Source organism: Brenneria sp. g21c3 (assembly GCF_040240345.1).
Classification (GTDB): domain Bacteria; phylum Pseudomonadota; class Gammaproteobacteria; order Enterobacterales; family Enterobacteriaceae; genus Brenneria.
The window spans coordinates 1-21939 of sequence record NZ_JBEIAB010000003.1; the positions used below are offsets into that span (position 1 = coordinate 1).

At 53.0% G+C, this 21939-nt stretch carries 22 protein-coding genes and 1 tRNA gene; 13 read left to right on the plus strand and 10 right to left on the minus strand.

Annotated features, from left to right (window positions below):
• Nucleotides 1-194: 194 nt before the first annotated feature.
• Nucleotides 195-284: transfer RNA gene (locus tag ABRZ28_RS05130), tRNA-Ser, on the minus strand.
• Nucleotides 285-532: 248 nt separating this feature from the next.
• Between ABRZ28_RS05130 and ABRZ28_RS05135 the strand changes: the two genes are divergently transcribed.
• Nucleotides 533-1270: a phosphatase gene (locus tag ABRZ28_RS05135; protein WP_319602718.1), complete on the plus strand. Its 738-nt coding sequence runs from the start codon at nucleotides 533-535 to the stop codon at nucleotides 1268-1270.
• 32 nt (nucleotides 1271-1302) lie between these two features.
• Nucleotides 1303-1875: a TorD/DmsD family molecular chaperone gene (locus tag ABRZ28_RS05140; RefSeq protein ID WP_330519659.1), complete on the plus strand. Its 573-nt coding sequence runs from the start codon at nucleotides 1303-1305 to the stop codon at nucleotides 1873-1875.
• 52 nt (nucleotides 1876-1927) lie between these two features.
• Here ABRZ28_RS05140 and ABRZ28_RS05145 read toward each other — a convergent pair whose 3' ends face one another.
• From ABRZ28_RS05145 to mdtH, 3 genes are all read right to left on the minus strand, one after another.
• A complete protein-coding gene (locus tag ABRZ28_RS05145) occupies nucleotides 1928-2491 on the minus strand; it encodes a lipoprotein (protein ID WP_330519660.1) in 564 nt (187 codons plus the stop codon).
• A 137-nt stretch (nucleotides 2492-2628) separates the two neighbouring features.
• Nucleotides 2629-3276: a glutaredoxin 2 gene (gene grxB, locus ABRZ28_RS05150; RefSeq protein ID WP_330519661.1), complete on the minus strand. Its 648-nt coding sequence runs from the start codon at nucleotides 3274-3276 to the stop codon at nucleotides 2629-2631.
• A 156-nt stretch (nucleotides 3277-3432) separates the two neighbouring features.
• On the minus strand, nucleotides 3433-4638 hold the full coding sequence (gene mdtH / locus ABRZ28_RS05155; protein WP_330519662.1) for a multidrug efflux MFS transporter MdtH: 1206 nt from the start codon (nucleotides 4636-4638) through the stop codon (nucleotides 3433-3435).
• Nucleotides 4639-4950: 312 nt separating this feature from the next.
• Here mdtH and rimJ point away from each other — a divergent pair, with 312 nt between their 5' ends.
• The 4 genes from rimJ (at nucleotide 4951) to murJ (ending at nucleotide 8840) form a co-directional block, all read left to right on the plus strand.
• Nucleotides 4951-5535, plus strand: a complete 585-nt coding sequence (rimJ, locus tag ABRZ28_RS05160; protein WP_319602713.1) for a ribosomal protein S5-alanine N-acetyltransferase — start codon at nucleotides 4951-4953, stop codon at nucleotides 5533-5535.
• 9 nt (nucleotides 5536-5544) lie between these two features.
• A complete protein-coding gene (locus tag ABRZ28_RS05165; protein ID WP_330519663.1) occupies nucleotides 5545-6180 on the plus strand; it encodes a YceH family protein in 636 nt (211 codons plus the stop codon).
• Between the two features lie 28 nt (nucleotides 6181-6208).
• Nucleotides 6209-7177: a Gfo/Idh/MocA family protein gene (locus ABRZ28_RS05170; RefSeq protein ID WP_319602711.1), complete on the plus strand. Its 969-nt coding sequence runs from the start codon at nucleotides 6209-6211 to the stop codon at nucleotides 7175-7177.
• A 127-nt stretch (nucleotides 7178-7304) separates the two neighbouring features.
• Complete coding sequence (murJ, locus tag ABRZ28_RS05175) at nucleotides 7305-8840, plus strand: murein biosynthesis integral membrane protein MurJ (RefSeq protein WP_319602710.1); 1536 nt, start codon at nucleotides 7305-7307, stop codon at nucleotides 8838-8840.
• A 303-nt stretch (nucleotides 8841-9143) separates the two neighbouring features.
• Here the strand turns inward: murJ and argS are convergent, their stop codons facing one another.
• Nucleotides 9144-10874, minus strand: a complete 1731-nt coding sequence (argS, locus tag ABRZ28_RS05180) for an arginine--tRNA ligase (RefSeq protein WP_330519664.1) — start codon at nucleotides 10872-10874, stop codon at nucleotides 9144-9146.
• Nucleotides 10875-11652: 778 nt separating this feature from the next.
• Here argS and ABRZ28_RS05185 point away from each other — a divergent pair.
• The gene (locus ABRZ28_RS05185; RefSeq protein ID WP_330519665.1) at nucleotides 11653-12201 is read left to right on the plus strand and encodes a VOC family protein; all 549 of its coding nucleotides are present in this window, start codon (nucleotides 11653-11655) and stop codon (nucleotides 12199-12201) included.
• 262 nt (nucleotides 12202-12463) lie between these two features.
• Entirely contained in the window at nucleotides 12464-13222 is a 759-nt protein-coding gene (cutC, locus tag ABRZ28_RS05190) for a copper homeostasis protein CutC (RefSeq protein ID WP_319602707.1), read from the plus strand.
• 867 nt (nucleotides 13223-14089) lie between these two features.
• On the opposite strand, the gene cmoB is transcribed toward cutC, so the two are convergent.
• From cmoB to ABRZ28_RS05215, 5 genes are all read right to left on the minus strand, one after another.
• Nucleotides 14090-15061, minus strand: a complete 972-nt coding sequence (gene cmoB, locus ABRZ28_RS05195) for a tRNA 5-methoxyuridine(34)/uridine 5-oxyacetic acid(34) synthase CmoB (protein ID WP_330519666.1) — start codon at nucleotides 15059-15061, stop codon at nucleotides 14090-14092.
• Nucleotides 15058-15801, minus strand: a complete 744-nt coding sequence (gene cmoA, locus ABRZ28_RS05200; protein ID WP_319602705.1) for a carboxy-S-adenosyl-L-methionine synthase CmoA — start codon at nucleotides 15799-15801, stop codon at nucleotides 15058-15060. Before cmoA ends, cmoB begins: the two co-directional genes overlap by 4 nt.
• A gap of 182 nt (nucleotides 15802-15983) precedes the next feature.
• On the minus strand, nucleotides 15984-16379 hold the full coding sequence (locus ABRZ28_RS05205) for an MAPEG family protein (RefSeq protein ID WP_319602704.1): 396 nt from the start codon (nucleotides 16377-16379) through the stop codon (nucleotides 15984-15986).
• Nucleotides 16380-16556: 177 nt separating this feature from the next.
• Nucleotides 16557-17369 (minus strand): DUF72 domain-containing protein, encoded by an 813-nt coding sequence (locus ABRZ28_RS05210; RefSeq protein ID WP_319602703.1) that lies wholly within the window; start codon nucleotides 17367-17369, stop codon nucleotides 16557-16559.
• 110 nt (nucleotides 17370-17479) lie between these two features.
• Nucleotides 17480-17632, minus strand: coding sequence for a hypothetical protein (locus ABRZ28_RS05215; protein WP_319602702.1), 153 nt, complete (start codon nucleotides 17630-17632; stop codon nucleotides 17480-17482).
• A gap of 4 nt (nucleotides 17633-17636) precedes the next feature.
• On the opposite strand from ABRZ28_RS05215, the gene aspS reads away from it, so the two are divergent.
• The 5 genes from aspS (at nucleotide 17637) to ruvA (ending at nucleotide 21932) form a co-directional block, all read left to right on the plus strand.
• Nucleotides 17637-19433 (plus strand): aspartate--tRNA ligase, encoded by a 1797-nt coding sequence (gene aspS / locus ABRZ28_RS05220; protein ID WP_319602701.1) that lies wholly within the window; start codon nucleotides 17637-17639, stop codon nucleotides 19431-19433.
• Entirely contained in the window at nucleotides 19426-19878 is a 453-nt protein-coding gene (gene nudB / locus ABRZ28_RS05225) for a dihydroneopterin triphosphate diphosphatase (RefSeq protein WP_319602932.1), read from the plus strand. Before aspS ends, nudB begins: the two co-directional genes overlap by 8 nt.
• A 23-nt stretch (nucleotides 19879-19901) precedes the next feature.
• The gene (locus tag ABRZ28_RS05230; protein ID WP_319602700.1) at nucleotides 19902-20645 is read left to right on the plus strand and encodes a YebC/PmpR family DNA-binding transcriptional regulator; all 744 of its coding nucleotides are present in this window, start codon (nucleotides 19902-19904) and stop codon (nucleotides 20643-20645) included.
• 63 nt (nucleotides 20646-20708) lie between these two features.
• Entirely contained in the window at nucleotides 20709-21230 is a 522-nt protein-coding gene (ruvC, locus tag ABRZ28_RS05235) for a crossover junction endodeoxyribonuclease RuvC (protein ID WP_319602699.1), read from the plus strand.
• 84 nt (nucleotides 21231-21314) lie between these two features.
• Complete coding sequence (ruvA, locus tag ABRZ28_RS05240; protein WP_319602698.1) at nucleotides 21315-21932, plus strand: Holliday junction branch migration protein RuvA; 618 nt, start codon at nucleotides 21315-21317, stop codon at nucleotides 21930-21932.
• The last annotated feature ends 7 nt before the right edge of the window (nucleotides 21933-21939 follow it).

Consider the following 21939-nt stretch of genomic DNA (forward strand, 5'->3'; position numbering starts at 1 on the left):
CATATAAAAGAAAACGCCCCTGACTTGCGGCGGGATTGACTCGCGCCTTCCGTGGCGCTCGCCCTGCGGGCCGCCGTTGGCGGTCCAAAACGGCGTTCCTGCCGTTTTGTCGAACCCTGGCGAGGTTTCTTATCAGTCCATCAACGTATAAAAGAAAACGCCCCTGACTTGCGTCAGGGGCGTTTTCTTTTATATGGCGGTGAGGGAGGGATTCGAACCCTCGATACGTTTTCACGTATACACACTTTCCAGGCGTGCTCCTTCAGCCTCTCGGACACCTCACCGTGGTTCGCCGTAGTCATATCGGCGGACGGCGCTAATGTAGGGAAATTCGCGTACAGCGTCAATAAACTTCTGCTTTTGCCGCGCGCGTTTAGCTAAAGTTAAATCAATTTGTTGCTTTACTCGCCATATTCCCGGATCAGAATGCAGCATGCGCGTCAAACCAGGGGGACAAGCCTGATTGTCCGCTGACTGTGCGCCGGGAGCAAAAATGTTATGCTGCTCATTAAAAGCTGACTCAGGAGAAATTATGTATCCCGTCGATTTACATATGCACACCGTTGCCAGCACGCATGCATACAGCACATTGCATGACTATATCGCCGAGGCAAAGAAAAAAGATATTCGCCTGTTCGCCATTACCGATCATGGCCCCGATATGGCGGATGCGCCGCACTACTGGCACTTTATGAACATGCGGGTCTGGCCGCGGCTGGTGGATGGCGTGGGCATTTTGCGCGGAATCGAGGCCAATATTAAAAATGTGGATGGCGATATCGATTGCACCGGCCCGATGTTGGAGCAAATGGATTTAATCATTGCCGGTTTCCATGAACCGGTATTCCCGCCTCAGGATAAAGCGACCCATACCGCCGCGATGATTGCGACCATGGCCAATGGCGATGCGCATATCATCAGCCATCCCGGCAACCCTAAATTTCCCATCGATATTCGCGCCGTCGCCGAGGCCGCCGCCAGGTATAATGTGGCGTTGGAGTTGAATAACTCCTCCTTTATGCACTCGCGTAAGGGAAGCGAGGCAAATTGCCAGGCCATCGCGGAAGCCGTACGTGATGCGGGAGGATTGCTGTCTTTAGGTACGGATTCCCATATCGCCTTTTCCCTGGGGGACTTCACCCATTGCGAACGTATTTTGCAGAAGGTCGATTTCCCGCAGGATCGTATTTTAAACGTCAGTCCCCGGCGGGTATTGGACTTCCTTGAACTGCGGGGAAGGCCCGCAATCGCCGAGTTCGCCGATCTGTGATCGTGTCACTAAAAATAATGAGCAGGTTTTGAATGAATGAGTTTTCTATCGTATGTCGCATCCTGGGTACGTTGTTTTATCGCCAGCCTCAGGATCCGGTGGTGACGCCGCTGCTTTCTTTGATCCAGACGGGCAAGCTTCAACCGCACTGGCCGCTGGAGCAGGATGCGCTGCTGGCGCGTTTGCAAAAAGGGAGCGATATTCCCGCCATCGCGGAAGATTATCAAAGGTTGTTTGTCGGCGAAGCCTGCGCCGTCTCGCCCTGGCGCTCCGCCTATGATACGGCAGACAACGCCGCGGATGTGCGTACGTTTTTACAGCAGCGGGGCATGCCGCTGAATGAAGGCGCCGTCGACCACTTCGGCGGATTGCTGCTGGCGGCGTCATGGTTGGAAGATCAGTCGCAGGAAGATGAAAGCGCGGCGCAAATCGAACTCTTTGACGAATATCTGCTGCCCTGGAGCGATCGCTTTTTAGGCAAGGTCGAAAGTCATGCCGAGACGGCGTTTTATCGCACCCTGGCGATTATCTGTCGTGAGGCGCTTGATGCCATGCGCGAAGAGCTGGATGAAGCGCAAGCCTTGCCGGACTCGAACGCTGAGTAAATCAAGGCGGGGGCTGTGCAGGTGACGGCGTCGCCGTCACCTGAAACGCCGATCAGTCTGTGAACAAGATAATGATTTTTCCCGGTTTTATTTCGATTCCTTTCGCCATTTTCTTCGCTAACGCTTCCGCTGTGCTGTGATCCGCATTCAGGATATAAGCGGGTTTCTGCGCAAAATAGGTTTTCAGCGATTGGTTCAGATAAGGGCTTAGCGTATCCATCACCGTCTGCATTTTTTCGGGTTGCACGGTGTAATCGACCAATTCCATGTCTTTCAGATAAATTGCGCCCTGATTTTTATCAAACACCGGCTGCGCCTGCAAGGTCAGCTTCATGTCAGCGGTCTGATTGCCGAGCAGCGACGTGATATCGACCTTGGCATTGCCGGACAGGGTGACTTTACCGGGCTCCGCTCTGCCGATTTGGCTGGTCAGTTCGGTTAATACGATATTGGCGTCCACCACGCCGGGGATGCCCAACTGTTTTTGATAATCGTTATGCTTTTGCAGGTACTCGTTGACTTCTTGCTCATTAAGCGTGTACTGCGTCAGTTTGTTACAGCCGCTCAGTGTGAATGCGAGCAGCAATGCCGCGGCAGCAAATCCCAACTTCTTCATTATTCCGGCCTCAAAGATCATTTTTACATGGGTAATCTATTGCAAACGCAGGGTGCATGGCGAGGAGAATATTACCAATCGGATAGCGCTGAAAGTAGCGCCCTTGCTTGATCATAAAGCAAGGGCGTGGCCGTTGCTTATTGGGCGAGGCTGCTCAGTAAGGTGATCTGCGTCTGCTTGGCGATATTGTCACGGTATGCGCCGACGCGTGACGGCAGCGTGACGCCAGCGACAATCGACAAGGAACGCAACGTTGGGAAGAGATGAATATCATCTGTGGAGAGTTCGCCATTGCAGGCGTTCGGCTGGACAATCAGCGGATCCAGCTCCAGCAGATCGTTATTCAGTTTTTTAATCAGACCGGCGGAGTGGGCGAGATGCTCTTCAAAACTGCCTATCTGCGCTTCTTTCTTACTGATGAAGTACTGGCGGGCCGATGCGTTGGCGAACTCTTCAAACGCCGCTTTGGCAAAACGCGGAATAATCAGCCGCGCGGTATAGTCGGAGACTTTGCGCAACCAGGCGGTAATCGCCGGGTTGGTTGGGCCGGTCAATAGCGGTTTTTTATCGTAATTATCAATGTAATTAACGATATCCATACTTTCCGGCATAAAACTGCCGTCATCTTTTTGCAGGATCGGCACCATTTTTTGTCCGATCATTTTTTTGGGCGTTTCTTCATCATCATTAGCTAAGACCAGCAACTCGACAGGGATATTCTTCAGGCCGAAAATCATGCGTGCTTTTACGCAGAAAGGGCAATGATCGTAAACATATAATTTCATACTCGGTATCCTCTGATCTGCTGATAAAACAATGGCCGCAAGCGCGACCTTGAATGAAACATGTCCTTAAACGACGACGTAACAATCAATTGAATGTATTAGGGAAGTATGGGGGCCAATACCCGCGAGATCAAATGCGCCGCTAAAATAGCGGGATCAGTGACCGCCAAGCATGGCGGGTTCAATGCGGCGCAAATTGAACTGCCAATACAATGCGGCCAGCGTCAGCAAACCGATAACGCCCAACATAAACCAGGGAAGCGCCGGTTGTTCCAACGCGTGTCCCGCGTCGAACAACCAGCCGCCGCCGCTATAGCCAATGGCGCCGCCTAATGCCAATCCAAGACGGCTAAATCCCATGTAGCTGCCGCGCGCCCGCGGATCCGCCAATGAGGCGCCCAGCGTTTCGCGCGCGGGTTCGGCAATAATCGAACCGATATAAAACAGGCTGATTAACATCAGCAAGGATTGCAGGCTGGTGGTCAAACCGATGGGGAACATGCTGATGGTCATGATCAGCAACCCGGCCATCAGGCGTTGCTCCAGACGGTAATGTTTTTCGCTCCAGCGGGCGAGCGGGTATAGCAGCGTCAGCGACAAGGTCGCCTCAATGGCATACATCCATTTTATCGCCGTCGGCGTGCCGGCAATTTCATTCACCATAATCGGCAGCATCAGCAAGACCTGAACGGACAGCATGTAATAGCCGGTCAGCGTTAACACATAGGTCAGGAAGCGACGATCGCGGATCACGCGGGCCATCCCTTCCTGCATGGGGGTTCTGGCGGTCGAGGTTCGATAAGCGGGCAGAAATTTCCAGTTCAGCGCCGCCGCCAGCACGAAAATCACGGCGCCGGCCCAGCAGACCAGTTCAAAATCATAGCGTAGCAGCCAACTGCCGATAAGCGCGCCGATCACCGCCCCGGCGCTGTCCTGCATCATCAACAGGGAGTAAAAACGTCCGCGCTCCTGAGGACGAACCAATTTTACCACCAGCGCGGTTCGCGGCGGGTCGAACAGCGTGCCGCCCAGGCCGGAAAGCGCACAGGCCAGCCATAACAGCCAGGGCTGATCGGCGAGCGCCATAAACACGAAACCTGACGCGCGTAACAGCATTCCGGTCACGATCATCGGTTTCGCGCCGAAGCGGTCGGCAATCGCGCCGGCGAAAATCCCCAGCCCTTGCTGAATAAACTGGCGTAAGCCCAGCGCAATCCCCACCAACAGCGCCGCCCAACCCAGTTGATCGACGAAGCGAATGGATATAAGCGGGAAGACGACAAAGAAGCCCAGCACCACCAGCATATTATCCAGTAATAGAAAATATTTACCTGAGCTACGAACTTGCGACATCAGGGGCATGATTCACCACGAGGACGAAGGAGAAAATAATAACAGTGGTTATTTTGTACTCTATTTGCCGATTGCGATAGCCTGTTGATGGATAATATTTTTTTATCGTCAGAACGATATCTGAGTAACATTTTCAGTATAAAATTAAGAATTATCGAATCGATCGCGCAATAACTCAGCGACGGGGGTTTTACGCCGGAGAATTTATCCGGTTATAGTAGCGTTATCGGCAGCGACCCCTATTTTCTGCTTATATAGGGTACTTATCTTTTCATCCCGATAAATTTTTCTTATCGAACAACCCGCAACCCAGGGGGAGGAATGTTTGGCTATCGTTCTACACCGTCAAAAGTTCATTTAACAACCGAACGGATGGTGGTGCGTTTGGCTCATGAGCGTGATGCCTGGCGTCTGGCTGAATACTATTCAGAGAATCGTGACTTTCTCAAGCCCTGGGAGCCAGTTCGGGATATCAGCCACTGCTATCCTTCCGGTTGGCACGCGCGCCTGAGCATGATCTGTGATATGCATAAACAAGGCAGCGCCTATTATTTTCTGCTGCTTGATCCGAATGAAAGCGAAATCCGGGGCGTGGCGAACTTCAGCAATGTGCTGCGTGGCGCTTTCCATGCCTGCTATCTGGGCTACTCCCTCGGACAGAAATGGCAGGGGCAGGGGTTGATGTTCGAAGCGTTGCAACCGGCGATACGCTATATGCAGCGTCAGCAGCATATACACCGGATTATGGCCAACTATATGCCGCATAATCATCGCAGCGGCAATTTACTGGCGCGATTGGGGTTCGAGCGTGAAGGTTATGCGAAAGACTATCTGCTCATCGATGGAAAATGGCAGGATCATGTTCTGACCGCGCTGACGAATAATGACTGGAAACCAAAACGCTAAGGAATCGTGATGAAATATCAGCTAAGCGCCAAAGAAGCCCGAGTGATTGGCTGCCTGTTGGAAAAGCAGATTACCACGCCGGAACAGTATCCGATGTCGTTGAACGGCATAACGACGGCCTGCAACCAGAAAACGAATCGCGAACCGGTCATGGAACTGAGTGAAAGTGAGGTGCAGCAGACGCTCGATTTGCTGGTAAAAAAACACTTCCTGCGCACGCTCAGCGGATTTGGCAATCGCGTGGTGAAATATGAGCATCGCTTTTGCAATTCCGAGTTCGGCGATCTGAAGTTTTCTCCGGCCGAGGTGGCGCTGGTGGCGACATTGCTGTTGCGCGGCGCGCAAACGCCCGGCGAGTTGCGGACGCGGGCTGCTCGACTGCATGAATTTGCGGATGTCGCTGAAGTGGAAACGCTGCTGGCGCAGCTCCAGCAGCGGGAAGACGGGCCGTTTACGGCGCGTCTGCCGCGTGAACCCGGCAAGCGCGAAAGCCGTTATATGCACCTTTTCAGCGGCGAACCGAGCGAGGCGGCTGCGCCTGCCGAGGATAGCGACACGGAGAGTGGCGATCTGGCGGCGCGCGTGGAAATACTGGAAAAAGAAGTCGCAGAGCTCAAGCGGCAACTTGCCGCGCTGCTGGCGTGATCGGATCATTCCTGTTGGGAGATATCTCATGGCCGCGAGCTCCGTGGTGAAAAACAGTCAGACTACCCAGCCTGATTCGCCGGGCAACCAGCCTCGAATTGGCATTGTCGGGTTGGGTTCCATTGCGCAAAAAGCCTATTTGCCGATACTCACGCAGGCTAATCGTTGGCAGCTGATCGGCGCATTTTCTCCCGATCGCACAAAGACGCAACGCATTTGCCGGCAATATCGGATCAACGATTTTACCGATCTGGCAACGCTGGCGGCGGCGTGCGACGCCATCTTCGTGCATAGCAGCACCGCGACGCATTTTTCCGTCGTCAGTACGCTGCTTGACGCCGGCGTTCATGTTTATGTCGATAAACCGTTGGCGGAGACGATTGAACAGGCTGAAGCGCTGGTTGAACTGGCGGCGCGGCGGCAAAAAGTGCTGATGGTTGGATTTAACCGACGTTTTGCGCCGTTATACCAGCAGTTGAAGCGTCAGTTAACACAGCCGGCGTCGCTAAGGATGGATAAACACCGCATCGATAACGTCGGGCCGCAGGATATGCGATTTACCCTGCTGGACGATTATCTGCATGTGGTGGATACGGCGCTCTGGCTGATGGACGGGCAGGCCAGACTGGTCGGCGGCGTGTTGCAATGCAATGCGCAAGGGCAACTTCATTATGCCGAACATCATTTTCAGACCGATAACGGTCAAATAACCACCAGCATGCACCGTCGTGCCGGCAGTCAACGGGAATGGGTTCAGGCGGTGACTGACGGCGCGCTTTATCAGGTCGACAATATGTATGAATGGCGGCAGGAGCGCCAGGGGCTGACGACGGCACATTCCGCGCCGTCCTGGCAAACCACGCTGGAGCAACGGGGATTTGTCGGCGCGGTGAATCATTTTATTGATGCGCTGGAACAACGGAAACCTGCGGAAACATCGGGTTATCAGGCATTACGCGCCCAGAGAATGATCGAGGAACTGCTGAGAATGCGCTGAAAAACTCGGCGGTCATGACAATCCCCGGTAGCTATTGAGCGCGCAATGCGTAGACTAACGGCACCGCGAAATCAGGATGACCGCCGAATGGTCGACTCGAACCCCGAACCTTTCAGAATATAATCGGATGAATTTACTTAAATCACTGGCAGCCGTCAGTTCAATGACCATGCTTTCGCGCCTTTTAGGCTTTGTGCGCGATGCAATCGTAGCGCGGGTTTTTGGCGCTGGAATGGCGACAGATGCGTTTTTTGTCGCCTTTAAGCTTCCCAACCTGTTACGCCGTATTTTTGCCGAGGGCGCATTCTCTCAGGCTTTTGTCCCGATCCTGGCCGAATACAAAAGTCAGCAGGGGGATGAAGCGACCCGAACCTTTCTCGCTTATGTTTCCGGCATGCTGACGCTGATTTTGGCGTTGGTGACGGTCGCCGGGATGGTGGCCGCCCCCTGGGTGATTATGGTGACGGCGCCCGGTTTTGCCGCCACCGCCGATCGGTTCGAACTGACATCGGCGCTGCTGAGGGTGACTTTCCCTTATATCTTGCTGATTTCCCTGGCATCAATGGTGGGATCGGTTCTGAATACCTGGAACCGCTTCTCCGTGCCGGCTTTTGCCCCGACGCTATTAAACGTCAGCATGATTGGATTCGCGCTGTTCGCCACGCCGTATTTCCATCCGCCGGTCATGGCGCTGGCCTGGGCGGTGCTGGTCGGCGGACTGCTCCAGCTTGCTTATCAATTGCCGCACCTGAAAAAGATCGGCATGCTGGTTCTGCCCCGCATCAAATGGCGCGAACCGGGTGTCTGGCGGGTGATGAAATTGATGGCGCCAGCGGTGTTGGGCGTGTCGGTGAGTCAAATTTCCCTGATCATTAATACCATTTTCGCCTCTTTTCTTAGCGAAGGCGCGGTGTCGTGGATGTATTACGCCGATCGGTTAATGGAGTTTCCGTCGGGGGTGCTGGGGGTTGCGCTGGGAACCATTCTTTTACCTTCGCTGGCGAAAAGCTTCGCCAGCGGCGATCAGGGGGAATATTCCCGGTTGATGGATTGGGGACTGCGCCTGTGCTTTATCCTGGCGCTGCCAAGCGCCGTCGCCCTGGGGATTCTGGCGCAACCGCTGACGGTTTCATTGTTCCAATACGGCAAATTCAGCGCCTTTGATGCGGCGATGACGCAGCGCGCGCTGATCGCCTATTCGGTAGGACTGATGGGGCTTATCGTGGTGAAAGTGCTGGTTCCCGGTTTTTACTCGCGGCAGGATATTAAAACGCCGGTAAAAATCGCGATGGTGACGCTGGTGCTGACGCAGGTGATGAACCTGATTTTTATTGGGCCGTTGCAGCATGCCGGGCTGGCGTTATCCATTGGTCTGGCGTCCTGTCTGAATGCCGGATTACTGTTCTGGCAATTGCGTAAGCAGGATATTTTTCATCCTCGGCCGGGCTGGTTCCGTTTTCTAGTGAAGCTTGCCGTAGCCGTTATTGTGATGTCCCTGGTATTGCTCGCTATGCTGTGGTGGATGCCGCCCTGGGATATGGGCGGTATGACCGCCAGGATCATGCGGCTGCTGGCGGTTGTGGCGGTCGGCGCGGGTTCTTACTTCGCCATGCTGGCATTGCTGGGCTTTCGTCCGCGGGACTTTGCGCGGCGCAGCACCTGATGGGGATTGAGTCCGTTGGATAGCAAAGCACCATTAGAGATTGATTCTAATGGTGCTGAGGTTGATTGGCAAAGTGCGTCGAGCGGTGAGAATGGATAGTTCGTAAAGACGCCGCAAGTACGTCCCTGTAAGCTCGAGCCGCGCCGTCCCTGGCGCGGACGCTTTACTCTTCTATTCCATTCTCACCGTTCTGGTTCAGTAGATAGGTTTGTCAACTGTCTGAGCACCATTAGAGATTGATTCTAATGGTGCTTTAGTTTATTGAAATCGGCTATTTCCCGCCATTTTCATTGCGCGTCAACGTTACATCTTCTCTACGGTTTCAATACCCAGCGTATCCAAACCTTGTTTCAGCGTTTTGGCGGTCAGCCGCGCCAGTTTCAGGCGACTTTGCCGAATCTCATCGCTTTCCGCGTTCAAAATCGGGCAATGCTCGTAGAAACCGGAGAACAGGCCGGCCAAATCATACAGATAAGCGCACATCACATGCGGCGTGCCGTCGCGGGCGACGGTCGTGATGATTTCTTCAAATTGCAGCAGACGGGTGGCGAGAGCAAACTCACGGTCGTCATTCAGGGTCACCGGTTGAGTCAGGCTCTCTTCCTGAATACCGGCGCGTTTGAAGATCGATGCCACGCGGGTGTAGGCATATTGCATATAGGGCGCGGTATTGCCCTCGAATGACAACATGTTATCCCAGTCAAAGATGTAATCCGTGGTGCGGCTTTTCGACAGGTCGGCGTATTTTACCGCGCCGATGGACACCACTTTCGCCAGCTCATGCAGTTCATCGCCGTCCATCTGCGGATTTTTCGCCGCGATAAGTTTACTGGCGCGATCATAAGCCTCATCCAGCAAATCGGAGAGCTTGATGGTACCGCCGGAACGGGTTTTAAACGGTTTGCCGTCTTTGCCCAGCATCATGCCGAACATATGATGTTCCAGACTGACGGAATCCGGTACATAACCGGCTTTACGCACGATGGTCCAGGCTTGCATCAGATGCTGATGTTGGCGGGAGTCAATGTAGTAAAGCACCCGGTCGGCGTGCAACTGCTCGTAACGGTATTTCGCGCAGGCGATGTCTGTGGTGGTGTAGAGATAGCCGCCATCTTTTTTCTGGATGATGACGCCCATCGGTTCGCCTTCCTTGTTTTTAAATTCATCAAGGAATACCACCGTCGCGCCTTCGCTTTCGACCGCCAGCCCTTTGGCTTTCAGGTCGGCGACGATGTCCGGCAACATGCTGTTATAGAGACTTTCGCCCATCACATCATCTTTGGTCAGCGTGACGTTAAGACGATCATAGGTAATCTGATTCTGCGTCATGGTGATGTCGACGAGCTTGTGCCACATCTGACGACAGTATTCATCGCCGCCCTGCAACTTCACCACATAGCCACGGGCCTTTTCAGCGAACTCGGCGTCTTCGTCATAATGCTTTTTCGCTTCGCGGTAGAATGCTTCAAAATCGGACAGCACCATCTCATCGGCACGATCATTCTGCACTTTTTCAAGATAGGCGATCAGCATACCGAACTGCGTACCCCAGTCGCCGACGTGGTTGGCGCGAATGACGTGATGACCGAGAAATTCCTGCGTACGCACGGCGGCATCGCCGATAATGGTGGATCGCAGATGGCCGACGTGCATTTCTTTCGCCACGTTGGGGGCGGAATAATCGATAACGATGGTCTGTGGTTCAACCGGCGCCACGCCCAGTTTAGGGGCGTGCAATGCATTCTCTACCTGGCTGGCGACCCACTGTTTATCCAGAAAGATGTTAATAAAGCCGGGGCCGGCGATTTCTGTTTTTGCGGCGATGCCATCCAATGCTAATAACTGAACGACTTTTTCCGCCAGCTGACGCGGCGGCATGCCGAGCTGCTTGGCAACGGCCATCACGCCATTGGCCTGATAATCGCCAAACTGTGCTTTTGCCGATTGACGGACCTGAGCTTCGCTCCCGATTGGAGCACCCGCAGCGGCCAATGCCTGGCTGACTTTTTCGGAGAGAAGAGCCTGTATATTCACCGGTTTACCTTAAATAAAAAATCAAGCCCTGCTTATACCATATTTGCCTTGATGAGTCAGCAGATGGGGGAGGTTGTTGCGGTAGAATATGACAGGTTCACAGTTAAATGCGGGTGGGGAAATGGGACAATTGGCTATTAACAATACTTATAATTCTTGTGTAAAACCCCGAGAACAATAGATAACTTGTTTTTAACGTTTCTTTGTTCGGGGATGGGCACCGATTTTTTGTTCATTCCTGATTCTAAAGTGGCGAAAAATAGCATAGGCCGCAATGACAATCAGCAGAACTGAAATGATTAATAGCATCATGGTTATGACTCAAGATTATTATTTGATGGTTCAAATTATCCTGTTTTTTTTCATCATTCAATGGGGGAATTTTTATTTAAGATAACTCTCAATGAAAATGAGACAAGGCTCGTTCGCCGCCTCGCTATATCCATAAGGTAATGATAAAGTTATTTATACCATTTTTAGTCATCATAGTAGCATTGTCAGCGTTTTTACTTAATCAAATCACTTGGTTGAGTAAGCTTATTTTGATGGAGACTTTTTGCTGCCCGGCATGCAATCACTTTGGCTATTTGTTTATTAATCAATCTTTTCTTCGTGCATTTTCCATAATAATCTTATGTCTGCTTTTGTGCTAAAGGCACGAAAAATCAAAAATGAGGAAAATATAGGGTTATTAACAAAAAATTATGGCCGTAGATATTATGACCATGTAAATTATTCATTAACAGTTTAAATAACTAGTAAGGAGTTTATATCCGGTATGTTATCTGAAGATTTGGCACTCGATTTGCTGCGTTTTGAGCAGGAGTTAAATAGGTTCGCCGCGCTGCTTCGGTTGGATTTGTCGCAGTTCAGCGCCGACCATATTTCGTTGCGCTGTCATCAATTTGCGACGGCTGAACGCTGGAAAGCGCAAATGCTGAGACGAGGGACGCTGTTTTCCGAAAAAATGATCAATGGCCGGATTATCTGCTTGTTTATATTAGATGCGAAAATCAATGTCGGCCCCTGGCGAATTGACTGTATTGAGCTGCCCTGGCCAGGAAAGAAGCATTATCCCCACGAAGGCTGGGAACATGTGGAGTTAGTCTTGCCGGGCGATCCGGAAACGCTGCATCAACGGGCGCTGGCCTGTTTATCTGATGACGCGCTGCGTTCGCCTGGCGTAAAATTCAACTTCAGTTCACCGCAGGGTGAAAACGAGCGGCTGCCTAATCCTACCCTGGCTGTTTCTAATGGTAAGGTAACGATAAAATTTCATTCATGCGATATTCGCGATATTGTCATAAGTGAAAGCGATAGCAAATAAAATCGGTTGTAATTGACAAATTTAGATAATGAACATTAATCCATCAGAAGTCTCTTCATCACGCGGCGCGTATTAATGAAATTGTGGTTTATGTCATATTTATTTCAACTCCTTATCGTGTCCATTGTGACCATCATCTCCTTCCGCCGCACGCTTGAATGCCATAGTTAGTTATTCTCGTAATTAAGGATGCTCTCACATTCTTTGTCTAATTAAGGGAAATGAAATTCAGTGGTATTCAGTTGTTTTAATGGAGGTGGAGATGGCGAAACTGGAGGTGAGTTGCTATAGCATTGAATGCGCGCTAACCGCAGAGCAGGCAGGGGCGGACCGGGTTGAACTCTGTTCCGGCCTGCGGGATGGCGGGGTCACGCCGGCCTATGGAATATTGCGAAGCGCGCGCGAAAAAATAGACATTCCCGTGCATCCCATGGTGCGTCCGCGCGGCGGTGACTTCTGCTATAGCGAAACGGAGTTCGCCGCGATGAAATACGATATTGAACAAATAAGGGCGATGGGCTTTCCGGGCGTGGTCTTGGGTATGCTCGATGCCGAAGGACATATTGATTTACCGCGGATGAGAGAGATTATGGCGCTGTCTCAGGGGCTGGAGGTCACCTTTCATCGCGCATTCGATATGTGCCTGAACCCGCATGTCGCGCTGCAACAACTGACCGACCTGGGCGTTTCCCGTATCCTGACTTCCGGTCAACAACAGACGGCAGAAAGCGGATTGGCATTATTACGTGAACTAACCCGCGCCAGTCGTGGTCCAATCATTATGGCTGGTTCCGGCGTGCGGTTAACCAACCTGCATAAATTTCAGCAAAGCGGCATTCAGGAACTGCAAAGCTCCGCCGGACAGTGGTCGCCGTCAGTGATGCGCTATTGCAAAATAGGCGTTTCCATGTGTTTTGACAGCGATATTGATGAGTTCAGCCACTATTGCGTTGATGGCGATGTGGTCGCCGCGATGAAGCGGGCGTTGAGTTCAGACCATAGGATATCGTCGGTTTCATAACTAATTTCAGGTTGAGCGTGCGTCAACCTGCCAGAGCACCTTGCCGCGCAGCATTCCATCAGGTTTGCTTGCGAGTACCAAGCCCCGGCGTGTTGCCGGGGCTTTTTTTATTTACCTGAATTGAGACATGGCGGCAAAAAATAGCAATGTGGATGCGACGATGATAAACATCATTAGGGTTTTACGCAGCAGCGGCATAGCCCCGATTCGGCTTGATGTCAGGATTCTCTCGATAAGCGATAGCGCAGGGATCATTATCAGGATGAACAAAAAGACGAACAGGGCAACGAAAGGCGGATAAGTCATACATCTGCTATCTCTTGTCTGGCGGCGGATCTATCACATGAACCAGAAACTGCGTTGTCTCGGTGGTCAGCGAGACGAACTCAGGCTTCTGTTTCCTCGCCGATAATGCCTCAAAAAGCGCGCTAACATGTGATGTGCTAAGTGAGCGCATCATCCGCCGTTGATGTTTTTTGCTATGGGCTACCATGGTTACTCCAAAAGAGTCGCCCGAAGGCGACTCAGGTGGTTTCAACACTTAGGAGATGCTTGTTGGCCACTACCAATAACCAACATTAGAATTTTAACGATAATGATAACCATTATCAAGTAAAAATCTGAAATATGCTTGTGAACGATACGGTCGGCGATATTGAGTGCGGTTCAGGGCAAGATAGCGACAAGTTTCATTCGTGCTGGCTTACGCCATTGCGCGTACTTCGACGTTACGCGCGTCGAGAAGAGAATGCCGCCGTCGGCGTTATCGACGATGGCGACGGACTGACAGAAAAGAGATGCTGCGCGCGAAACCTCCTGACGGATTGTAAAAATCCCGGCGCGTTGCCGTCCGGGAGTTTTCCGCATTCAGGGTTTACGGGCGACCAATACGGCGCGTACCGGCGCGGGGTATCCTTCAATGGTTTTACTCTGGTCGTGCGGATCGAGAAAATCAGCCAGCGATTCGCTGAGCATCCAATCGGTTCTGCGCTGTTCCTCTGGCGTGGTGGTACAAATATCCACGACTTCGACGTCTGTAAACCCGCATTTTATCAGCCACTGCGTCAGCGCGGCAGGCGAGGGGATAAAGTAGACGTTGCGCATTTGCGCATAGCGTTCGCCCGGCACCAGCACCTGATTTTCATCCCCTTCGATGACCAGCGTTTCCAACACCAGTTCGCCGCCGGACGCCAACTGATTTTTCAATTGCCACAGATGGTCGAGCGGCGAGCGGCGATGATACAGCACGCCCATGGAAAATACGGTGTCGAATGCCGCCAGTTCCGGCAACTGCTCTATCCCGAGAGGCAACACGTGGGCGCGCTGATCGTCGCCTAACAGTTTACGTACGGCTTCGAACTGGCATAAGAACAGCTGCATGGGATCAATCCCGACGGCCAGTCGCGCGCCTTCGCCGACCATGCGCCACAGATGATAGCCGCTGCCGCAACCGACATCGAGAATCAGCCGATCCTGCAACGGGCTAATGTGAGGCAGCACGCGCTGCCATTTCCAGTCGGATCGCCATTCGGTATTAATGTTGACCCCATACAGCGAAAACGGGCCTTTTCGCCACGGCATCAGGTTGCGCAGCAGCATTTCTATGCCTTCCCGCTGGCCGGCGGAAATAGCGGGCGTCATGCCGGCGGTTACGCCGTCAACGAGATCCAGATGGGTGGGCGTCAGGGAGGGAAGGTGCTCCAGCGTGTTGAACCACAGCTTGAATTTACCGTGCAGAGATTCCTGCTGCCAGCGACTCAACTGTGAAGGCAGCGTATTAAGCCAGTGGCTAAGCGGACCTTTGGCGATTTGCTGATAAAAGTTGCCGAAATCGATCACCGCTGTTCCCCTGTTTTGATCGCTAATAATGAACCAAAATTAAAGCACTGAAACCAGAGTTCGCCATGCTCGAAGCCCGCCTGTTTCAAGCGGTTTTTATGCGTATCGACGGAATCCGTCAGCATCACGTTTTCCAACATGCTGCGTTTCTGGCTTATTTCCAATTCGCTGTAGCCGTTCGCGCGCTTGAAGTCGTGGTGCATATTGAATAACAGCTCGCCCACCTCGGCATCGGCAAAACTGAATTTTTCCGACAGCACCAGCGCGCCGCCCGGTTTTAACCCCTGATAAATCCGGTCGATCAAGAGCTGGCGGTTGTCCGGCTGTAGAAACTGGAGCGTGAAGTTCAGCACCACCATGGAGGCGTTCTCGATTTCGACATTGAGAATATCGGCCTCCAGAATCTCGACCGGCGTATCGGAGCGGAAAGCGTCAATATGGCTGCGGCAGCGTTTGACCATCGCCGGGGAGTTATCCACCGCGATAATTTTGCAGCCCGGCACATGAATATTGCGACGCATCGACAGCGTGGCCGCCCCTAACGAGCAACCCAGATCGTAGATCCGGCTATCAGGCTGCACAAAACGTTCCGCCAGCATGCCGATCATCGAAATGATGTTGGAATAGCCGGGAACCGATCGCTGAATCATATCGGGAAAGACTTCAGCGACGCGTTCGTCGAATGTCCAATCACCTAGATTGGCGATGGGAGCGGAAAAGAGCATGTCGCGGTTTGGCATGGCAAAAATAATGGTTGAGATAAATAAATGAGGGGAAGCATTCTAGCAGAATGGCGTAAGAAAGCATGTATACCCGTCATCTTTCAGGTTGCAGGCGGAGATTCGCTGGCAGCGCGGAGCCGGTTTATTGTTTGGCCGCGCCGTTTGCCGGACGACCGCTTGAGTCGGGGGAAATAAAATGATTAATACAACGTAAATACCATTTCCCATGGCAGGTAATAAAGATTAATCAGCGACATCAGCAGTAGAGAAACGTAGGTTGCCGCCATACCTGAACGTCTCCAGCGGAATTCACGTTGACGCAAACCGTAGTAATGAAATAGGCGTCCGACAATCAGCAAAATGCCGCATAGGTGGATCATTGCCACAATCGCGCCGTTCATTTCCATCAGGATCAACAAAATTGCGCCGATGGGAATATATTCCACCGCATTGCCATGTACCCGAATGGCCGTTTGCAGCTCATAAAATCCGCCATCCCCATAGGCCACGCGGTACTGCATTCTAAGCTTAACAACGTCGATAGATAACTTAATCAGCAACAATGCGCCAAGCACTACGTAGAGTGCGCTTACCATTTTTAACTCCATGATCTAACCGAAAACGGCTTGCAGAATAATAGCTTTCCGCAGCAAAACTGTCGCCTGTAAAGCCAACTTTTTTTATTGGCGTTTTTTTATTAAAAAGAAATGCGATTACGGTTTTTTTTATAAATAAACAGACTAACGGATCATGAAACGCTTCATCGCCGGCGGTTAAAACAGCGACGCCTGCTGAGGCCAGTCCGGCTGCGACGGCAACGCGGGAATGATACCGGCCAGCAACGGCCACAGTTGTTGCGCCAGCGCCGGCGCATCGCCGATATCCGGCGTATGAATAAACAGAAAAGGCTGAGCATTCGTCCACTGCGACAGCTTGCTTAACCACGGTTGAAACCAATGCAGATTTTCCTGAAGGTTTTCACTGCCGATAAAGCGAATGATGGGCTGAGTCGCGGTTAATACGGCATGAACCGGCACGCGCGGTTTTTTGCGCTGCGCCTCACGCATTGCCGGGCTGTCCGGCGCGGCATGATGGACGGGCCGACTGTCCATGATAACGCGGTTAATCCCGCGCTGCTGCAAGCCCTGATTCAAGGCGCGTTCACTGTCGCCTTTAGCAAAAAACTGCGGATGGCGAACTTCCACGCCGTAACTAAATCCGCGCGGCAATGCATCAAGGAATCGCCATAGCGTCGAAAGCTGAGCCGGACCGAAGGCCGCCGGCAGTTGCAGCCAAAGTTGCCCAATCCGCGTCGCCAGCGGTTCCAGACACTGGAAAAAGCTGATGATATCCTGCTCGCAATGGCGTAAGGCCGCCTGATGACTGATGGCGGACGGAAATTTGAAACAGAAGCGAAAGTCATCGCTGGTCATGTCTCGCCAGCGCGTCACCAGCTCGCGATTGGGCAAGGCGTAAAATGTGGTATTCCCTTCCACGCAGTTAAAGTAGCGGGAATAGTCAGCCAGATCGTGCAATCCTAAACGACTCCAGGCAGGATGTTGCCACTGAGGTAATCCGATATACATTATTGTGTTCCGGTAACAAATTACCCCTATATTAGCGATCATTTCATTAACCGATAATGGTAATTATCAAAAAGAGTGCGCGGACAATCCGCAGAGCGTTACCTACATACTTATCGTCCGGGTGAATTTCCTTTATAATGGCCGCCTTTTTTCACCGGACAGTAATCCAGAAAAACCATGCCGCCCAGCAAACAGACCACGGCTTTTTCCACGGCCAGAGGCAGATGCAAAAGGGTGAGTTGCGCGGCTGAGTAAAAGGACATAGTGATGCGTACTGAATATTGCGGACAGTTGAATTTGTCCCATGTGGGCCAGGAAGTGACATTGTGCGGTTGGGTTAACCGCCGCCGCGATCTGGGTGGTTTGATTTTTATCGACATGCGTGACCGTGAAGGTCTGGTCCAGGTGTTTTTTGATCCGGATCGGCAGGATGTGCTGAAACAGGCTGCCGAACTGCGCAACGAATTCTGCATCCAGCTTAAAGGCGTAGTACGCGCCCGTCCGGATAATCAAGTCAATAAGGATATGGCGACCGGTGAAGTCGAAATCCTCGCCACCGCGCTGACCATCATCAATCGCGCCGAGCCGCTGCCGTTGGATTCGAACCAGACCAACACGGAAGAAGCGCGTCTTAAGTACCGTTATCTGGACCTGCGTCGCCCGGAGATGGCGCAGCGTCTGAAAAGCCGTGCGCGTATTACCAGCTTTGTCCGGCGGTTTATGGACGAGCACGGCTTCCTGGATATTGAAACGCCGATGCTGACCAAAGCGACGCCGGAAGGGGCGCGTGACTATCTGGTGCCTAGCCGGGTGCATAAAGGCAAATTTTACGCGTTGCCGCAGTCGCCGCAACTGTTCAAACAGCTGCTGATGATGTCCGGCTTCGACCGTTACTATCAAATCGTCAAATGTTTCCGCGATGAAGATTTGCGCGCCGATCGTCAACCGGAATTTACCCAGATCGATGTGGAAACCTCGTTCATGACCGCGCCGCAGGTGCGTGAAGTGATGGAAAAACTGGTGCGCGAGCTGTGGCTGGAAATCAAAGGCGTGGATCTGGGCGACTTCCCGATTATGACCTTCGCCGAAGCCATGCGCCGTTTTGGTTCAGATAAACCGGATTTGCGTAACCCGCTGGAACTGGTAGATGTGGACGATCTGGTTAAAGACATTGAATTCAAGGTGTTCGCCGGTCCGGCAAATGACGCCAAAGGCCGTGTCGCGGCGATCCGCGTGCCGGGCGGCGCGCAGCTGAGCCGTAAGCAGATTGATGAATACGGCAAATTTATCGAAATTTACGGCGCGAAAGGGTTGGCGTATATCAAAGTCAATGAGCGCGCCAACGGCCTTGCCGGCGTGCAAAGTCCGGTCGCGAAATTCCTCGATGAAGCGATATTGTCCGCGCTGTTGGAACGCACCGGCGCCGCCGATGGCGATATCCTGTTCTTCGGCGCGGACAATGCCAAAGTGGTCACGGATGCGCTGGGCGCGCTGCGTTTGAAACTGGGACGCGACTTGAACCTGAACGAAGAAGATAGCTGGCGGCCGCTGTGGGTTATCGACTTCCCGATGTTTGAAGACGATGGCGAGGGCGGTCTGGCCGCCATGCACCATCCGTTTACCGCGCCGCGCGATATGACGCCCGGCGAGCTGGCGGCGAACCCGGTATCGGCGATCGCCAACGCCTATGACATGGTATTGAACGGCTATGAAGTGGGCGGCGGGTCGGTCCGTATTCATAACGGCGATATGCAGCAAACGGTATTCGGTATCCTGGGCATCAATGAACATGAACAGCGCGAGAAATTCGGCTTCCTGCTGGACGCGCTGAAATTCGGCACGCCGCCGCACGCCGGACTGGCTTTCGGGCTGGATCGTCTGGTGATGCTGCTGACCGGCACCGATAATATTCGTGATGTGATTGCGTTCCCGAAAACCACGGCCGCCGCCTGTCTGATGACGGAAGCGCCAAGTTTCGCCAATCCGAGCGCGCTGGATGAACTTTCCATCGCCGTGGTGGGAAAAGGCAAGGCCGCACAGGACAGTAAATTCGAGAATCAATGATATGACATACAAGCGACCCGTCTCGGTTCTGGTGGTGATTTATGCCCGCGATACCGGACGGGTGCTGATGCTGCAACGGCGTGACGACCCCGACTTCTGGCAATCCGTTACCGGTAGTCTGGAGGAGGGGGAAAGTACGACATGCGCCGCACAGCGTGAAGTTAAAGAAGAGGTTAATATTGATATATGCGCCGAGGCATTATCGCTCTTTGACTGTCAGCGCTGTATTGAGTTTGAGCTTTTTGCTCATTTAAGACGTCGCTATGCGCCGGGGATAACGCGCAATACGGAACATTGGTTCTGTCTGGCGTTACCCAGGGAACGCGAGGTGGAGATTAGCGAACACCTCGCTTACCAGTGGCTGGATGCGCCGAGCGCGGCGCAGCTTACCAAGTCGTGGAGTAACCGGCAGGCGATTGAGGAATTTGTTATTTATCCGGCCTGAACAGGCTTTTTTCGGAGATTTTTATGGCAGGTCATAGTAAGTGGGCCAACACAAAGCATCGTAAAGCAGCGCAGGACGCGAAGCGCGGTAAAATTTTCACTAAAATTATCCGCGAATTGGTTACCGCCGCCAGACTGGGCGGCGGCGATCCGGGGGCAAACCCGCGCCTGCGTGCCGCCATCGATAAAGCACTGTCCAACAATATGACGCGCGATACCCTGAACCGCGCCATCGCCCGCGGCGTGGGCGGTGACGACGACGCCAACATGGAAACCATCATTTATGAAGGGTACGGTCCCGGCGGCACTGCAGTGATGGTTGAATGTCTGAGCGACAACCGCAACCGCACCGTTTCCGAGGTGCGTCACGCGTTCACCAAAAGCGGCGGCAACCTGGGTACCGATGGTTCCGTCGCCTACCTGTTCAGCAAGAAGGGCGTGATCTCTTACGCGCCGGGTCTGGATGAGGATACGGTGATGGATGCCGCGCTGGAAGCCGGTGCGGACGACGTCGTAACCTATGACGACGGCGCTATCGATGTCTTCACGCCGTGGGAAACCTTCGGCGAAGTCAAGGATGCGCTGGATGCGGCGGGTCTGGTGGCGGAAGCGGCGGAAGTGTCCATGGTGCCTTCAACCAAGGCGGATATGGATGCGGAAACCGCGCCGAAACTGATGCGCCTGATCGATATGCTGGAAGATTGTGATGATGTTCAGGAGGTTTACCACAACGGTGAGATCTCCGATGAGGTGGCCGCATTACTGTAATCAGGGCGGCACGGTGATGGAAAGGTTGCGCCTTTCCGTCTGGCGAACCGGCGGAGCGTGGCGATGACAATCATACTCGGCATCGACCCCGGTTCGCGCGTGACGGGTTACGGCATCGTCCGCCAGCAGGGACGTCATATCGCCTACCTCGGCAGCGGCTGTATTCGCACGGTGGTCGACGATTTGCCTACGCGTCTCAAGCTGATTTATGCCGGCGTGAGCGAGATCATCACCCAGTTTCATCCGGATTGTTTCGCCATTGAGCAGGTCTTTATGGCCAAGAACCCTGACTCGGCGCTTAAGCTGGGGCAGGCGCGCGGCGCGGCGATTGTCGCGGCGGTGAATCAGGATCTGCCGGTGTTCGAATATGCGGCGCGTCTGGTAAAACAGACGGTGGTCGGCACCGGGGCGGCGGATAAAAAGCAGGTGCAGCATATGGTGCGGTCTCTGCTTAAATTATCCGCCAGTCCGCAGGCGGATGCGGCGGATGCGCTGGCGATCGCCATTACCCATTGCCATTCCAGCCAGAGCCTTATCCGGCTGGGCGTTGAGAAACGGCATCCGGCGCAAGGACGGTTGCGCTGAAGCTCAGGCTGGATATTCATCCAGCCTTTTTTATGTTATAAGCTATACATTATTCTAAGTTGATAAACGTAAAAGGAAGAGAACGTGATAGGTCGTCTCAGAGGCATTATCCTGGAAAAACAACCGCCGCAGGTGCTGATAGAAGCTAACGGCGTTGGCTATGAAGTCCACATGCCGATGACTTGCTTTTACGAACTCCCCGATCTTGCTCAGGAAGCCGTTATCTTCACCCATTTTGTGGTGCGGGAAGACGCCCAACTGCTGTTCGGCTTTAATGATAAGCAGGAAAGGGCGCTATTCCGAGAACTGATTAAAGTCAATGGCGTCGGACCCAAACTGGCGCTGGCGATCCTTTCCGGCATGTCCGCCGCGCAGTTCGTCAGCGCGGTGGAGCGGGAAGAGATCGGCGCGTTGATCAAGCTGCCCGGCGTGGGTAAGAAAACGGCCGAACGGCTGGTGGTGGAAATGAAAGATCGCTTTAAAGGCTTGAGCGGCGATCTGTTTAATTCGGCAAGCGACGTTCCGCTAACGCCGTCGTCGTCCGTCGATAGCGATGTCGGCGATCCAGAGGCCGAGGCCGCATCAGCGCTGATTGCTCTGGGCTATAAGCCGCAGGAGGCCAGTCGGCTTATCGCCAAGGTCGCTCGTTCAGATTCAGACTGCGAAACCCTGATCAGGGACGCGCTGCGCGCTGCGCTGTGAGGTATTC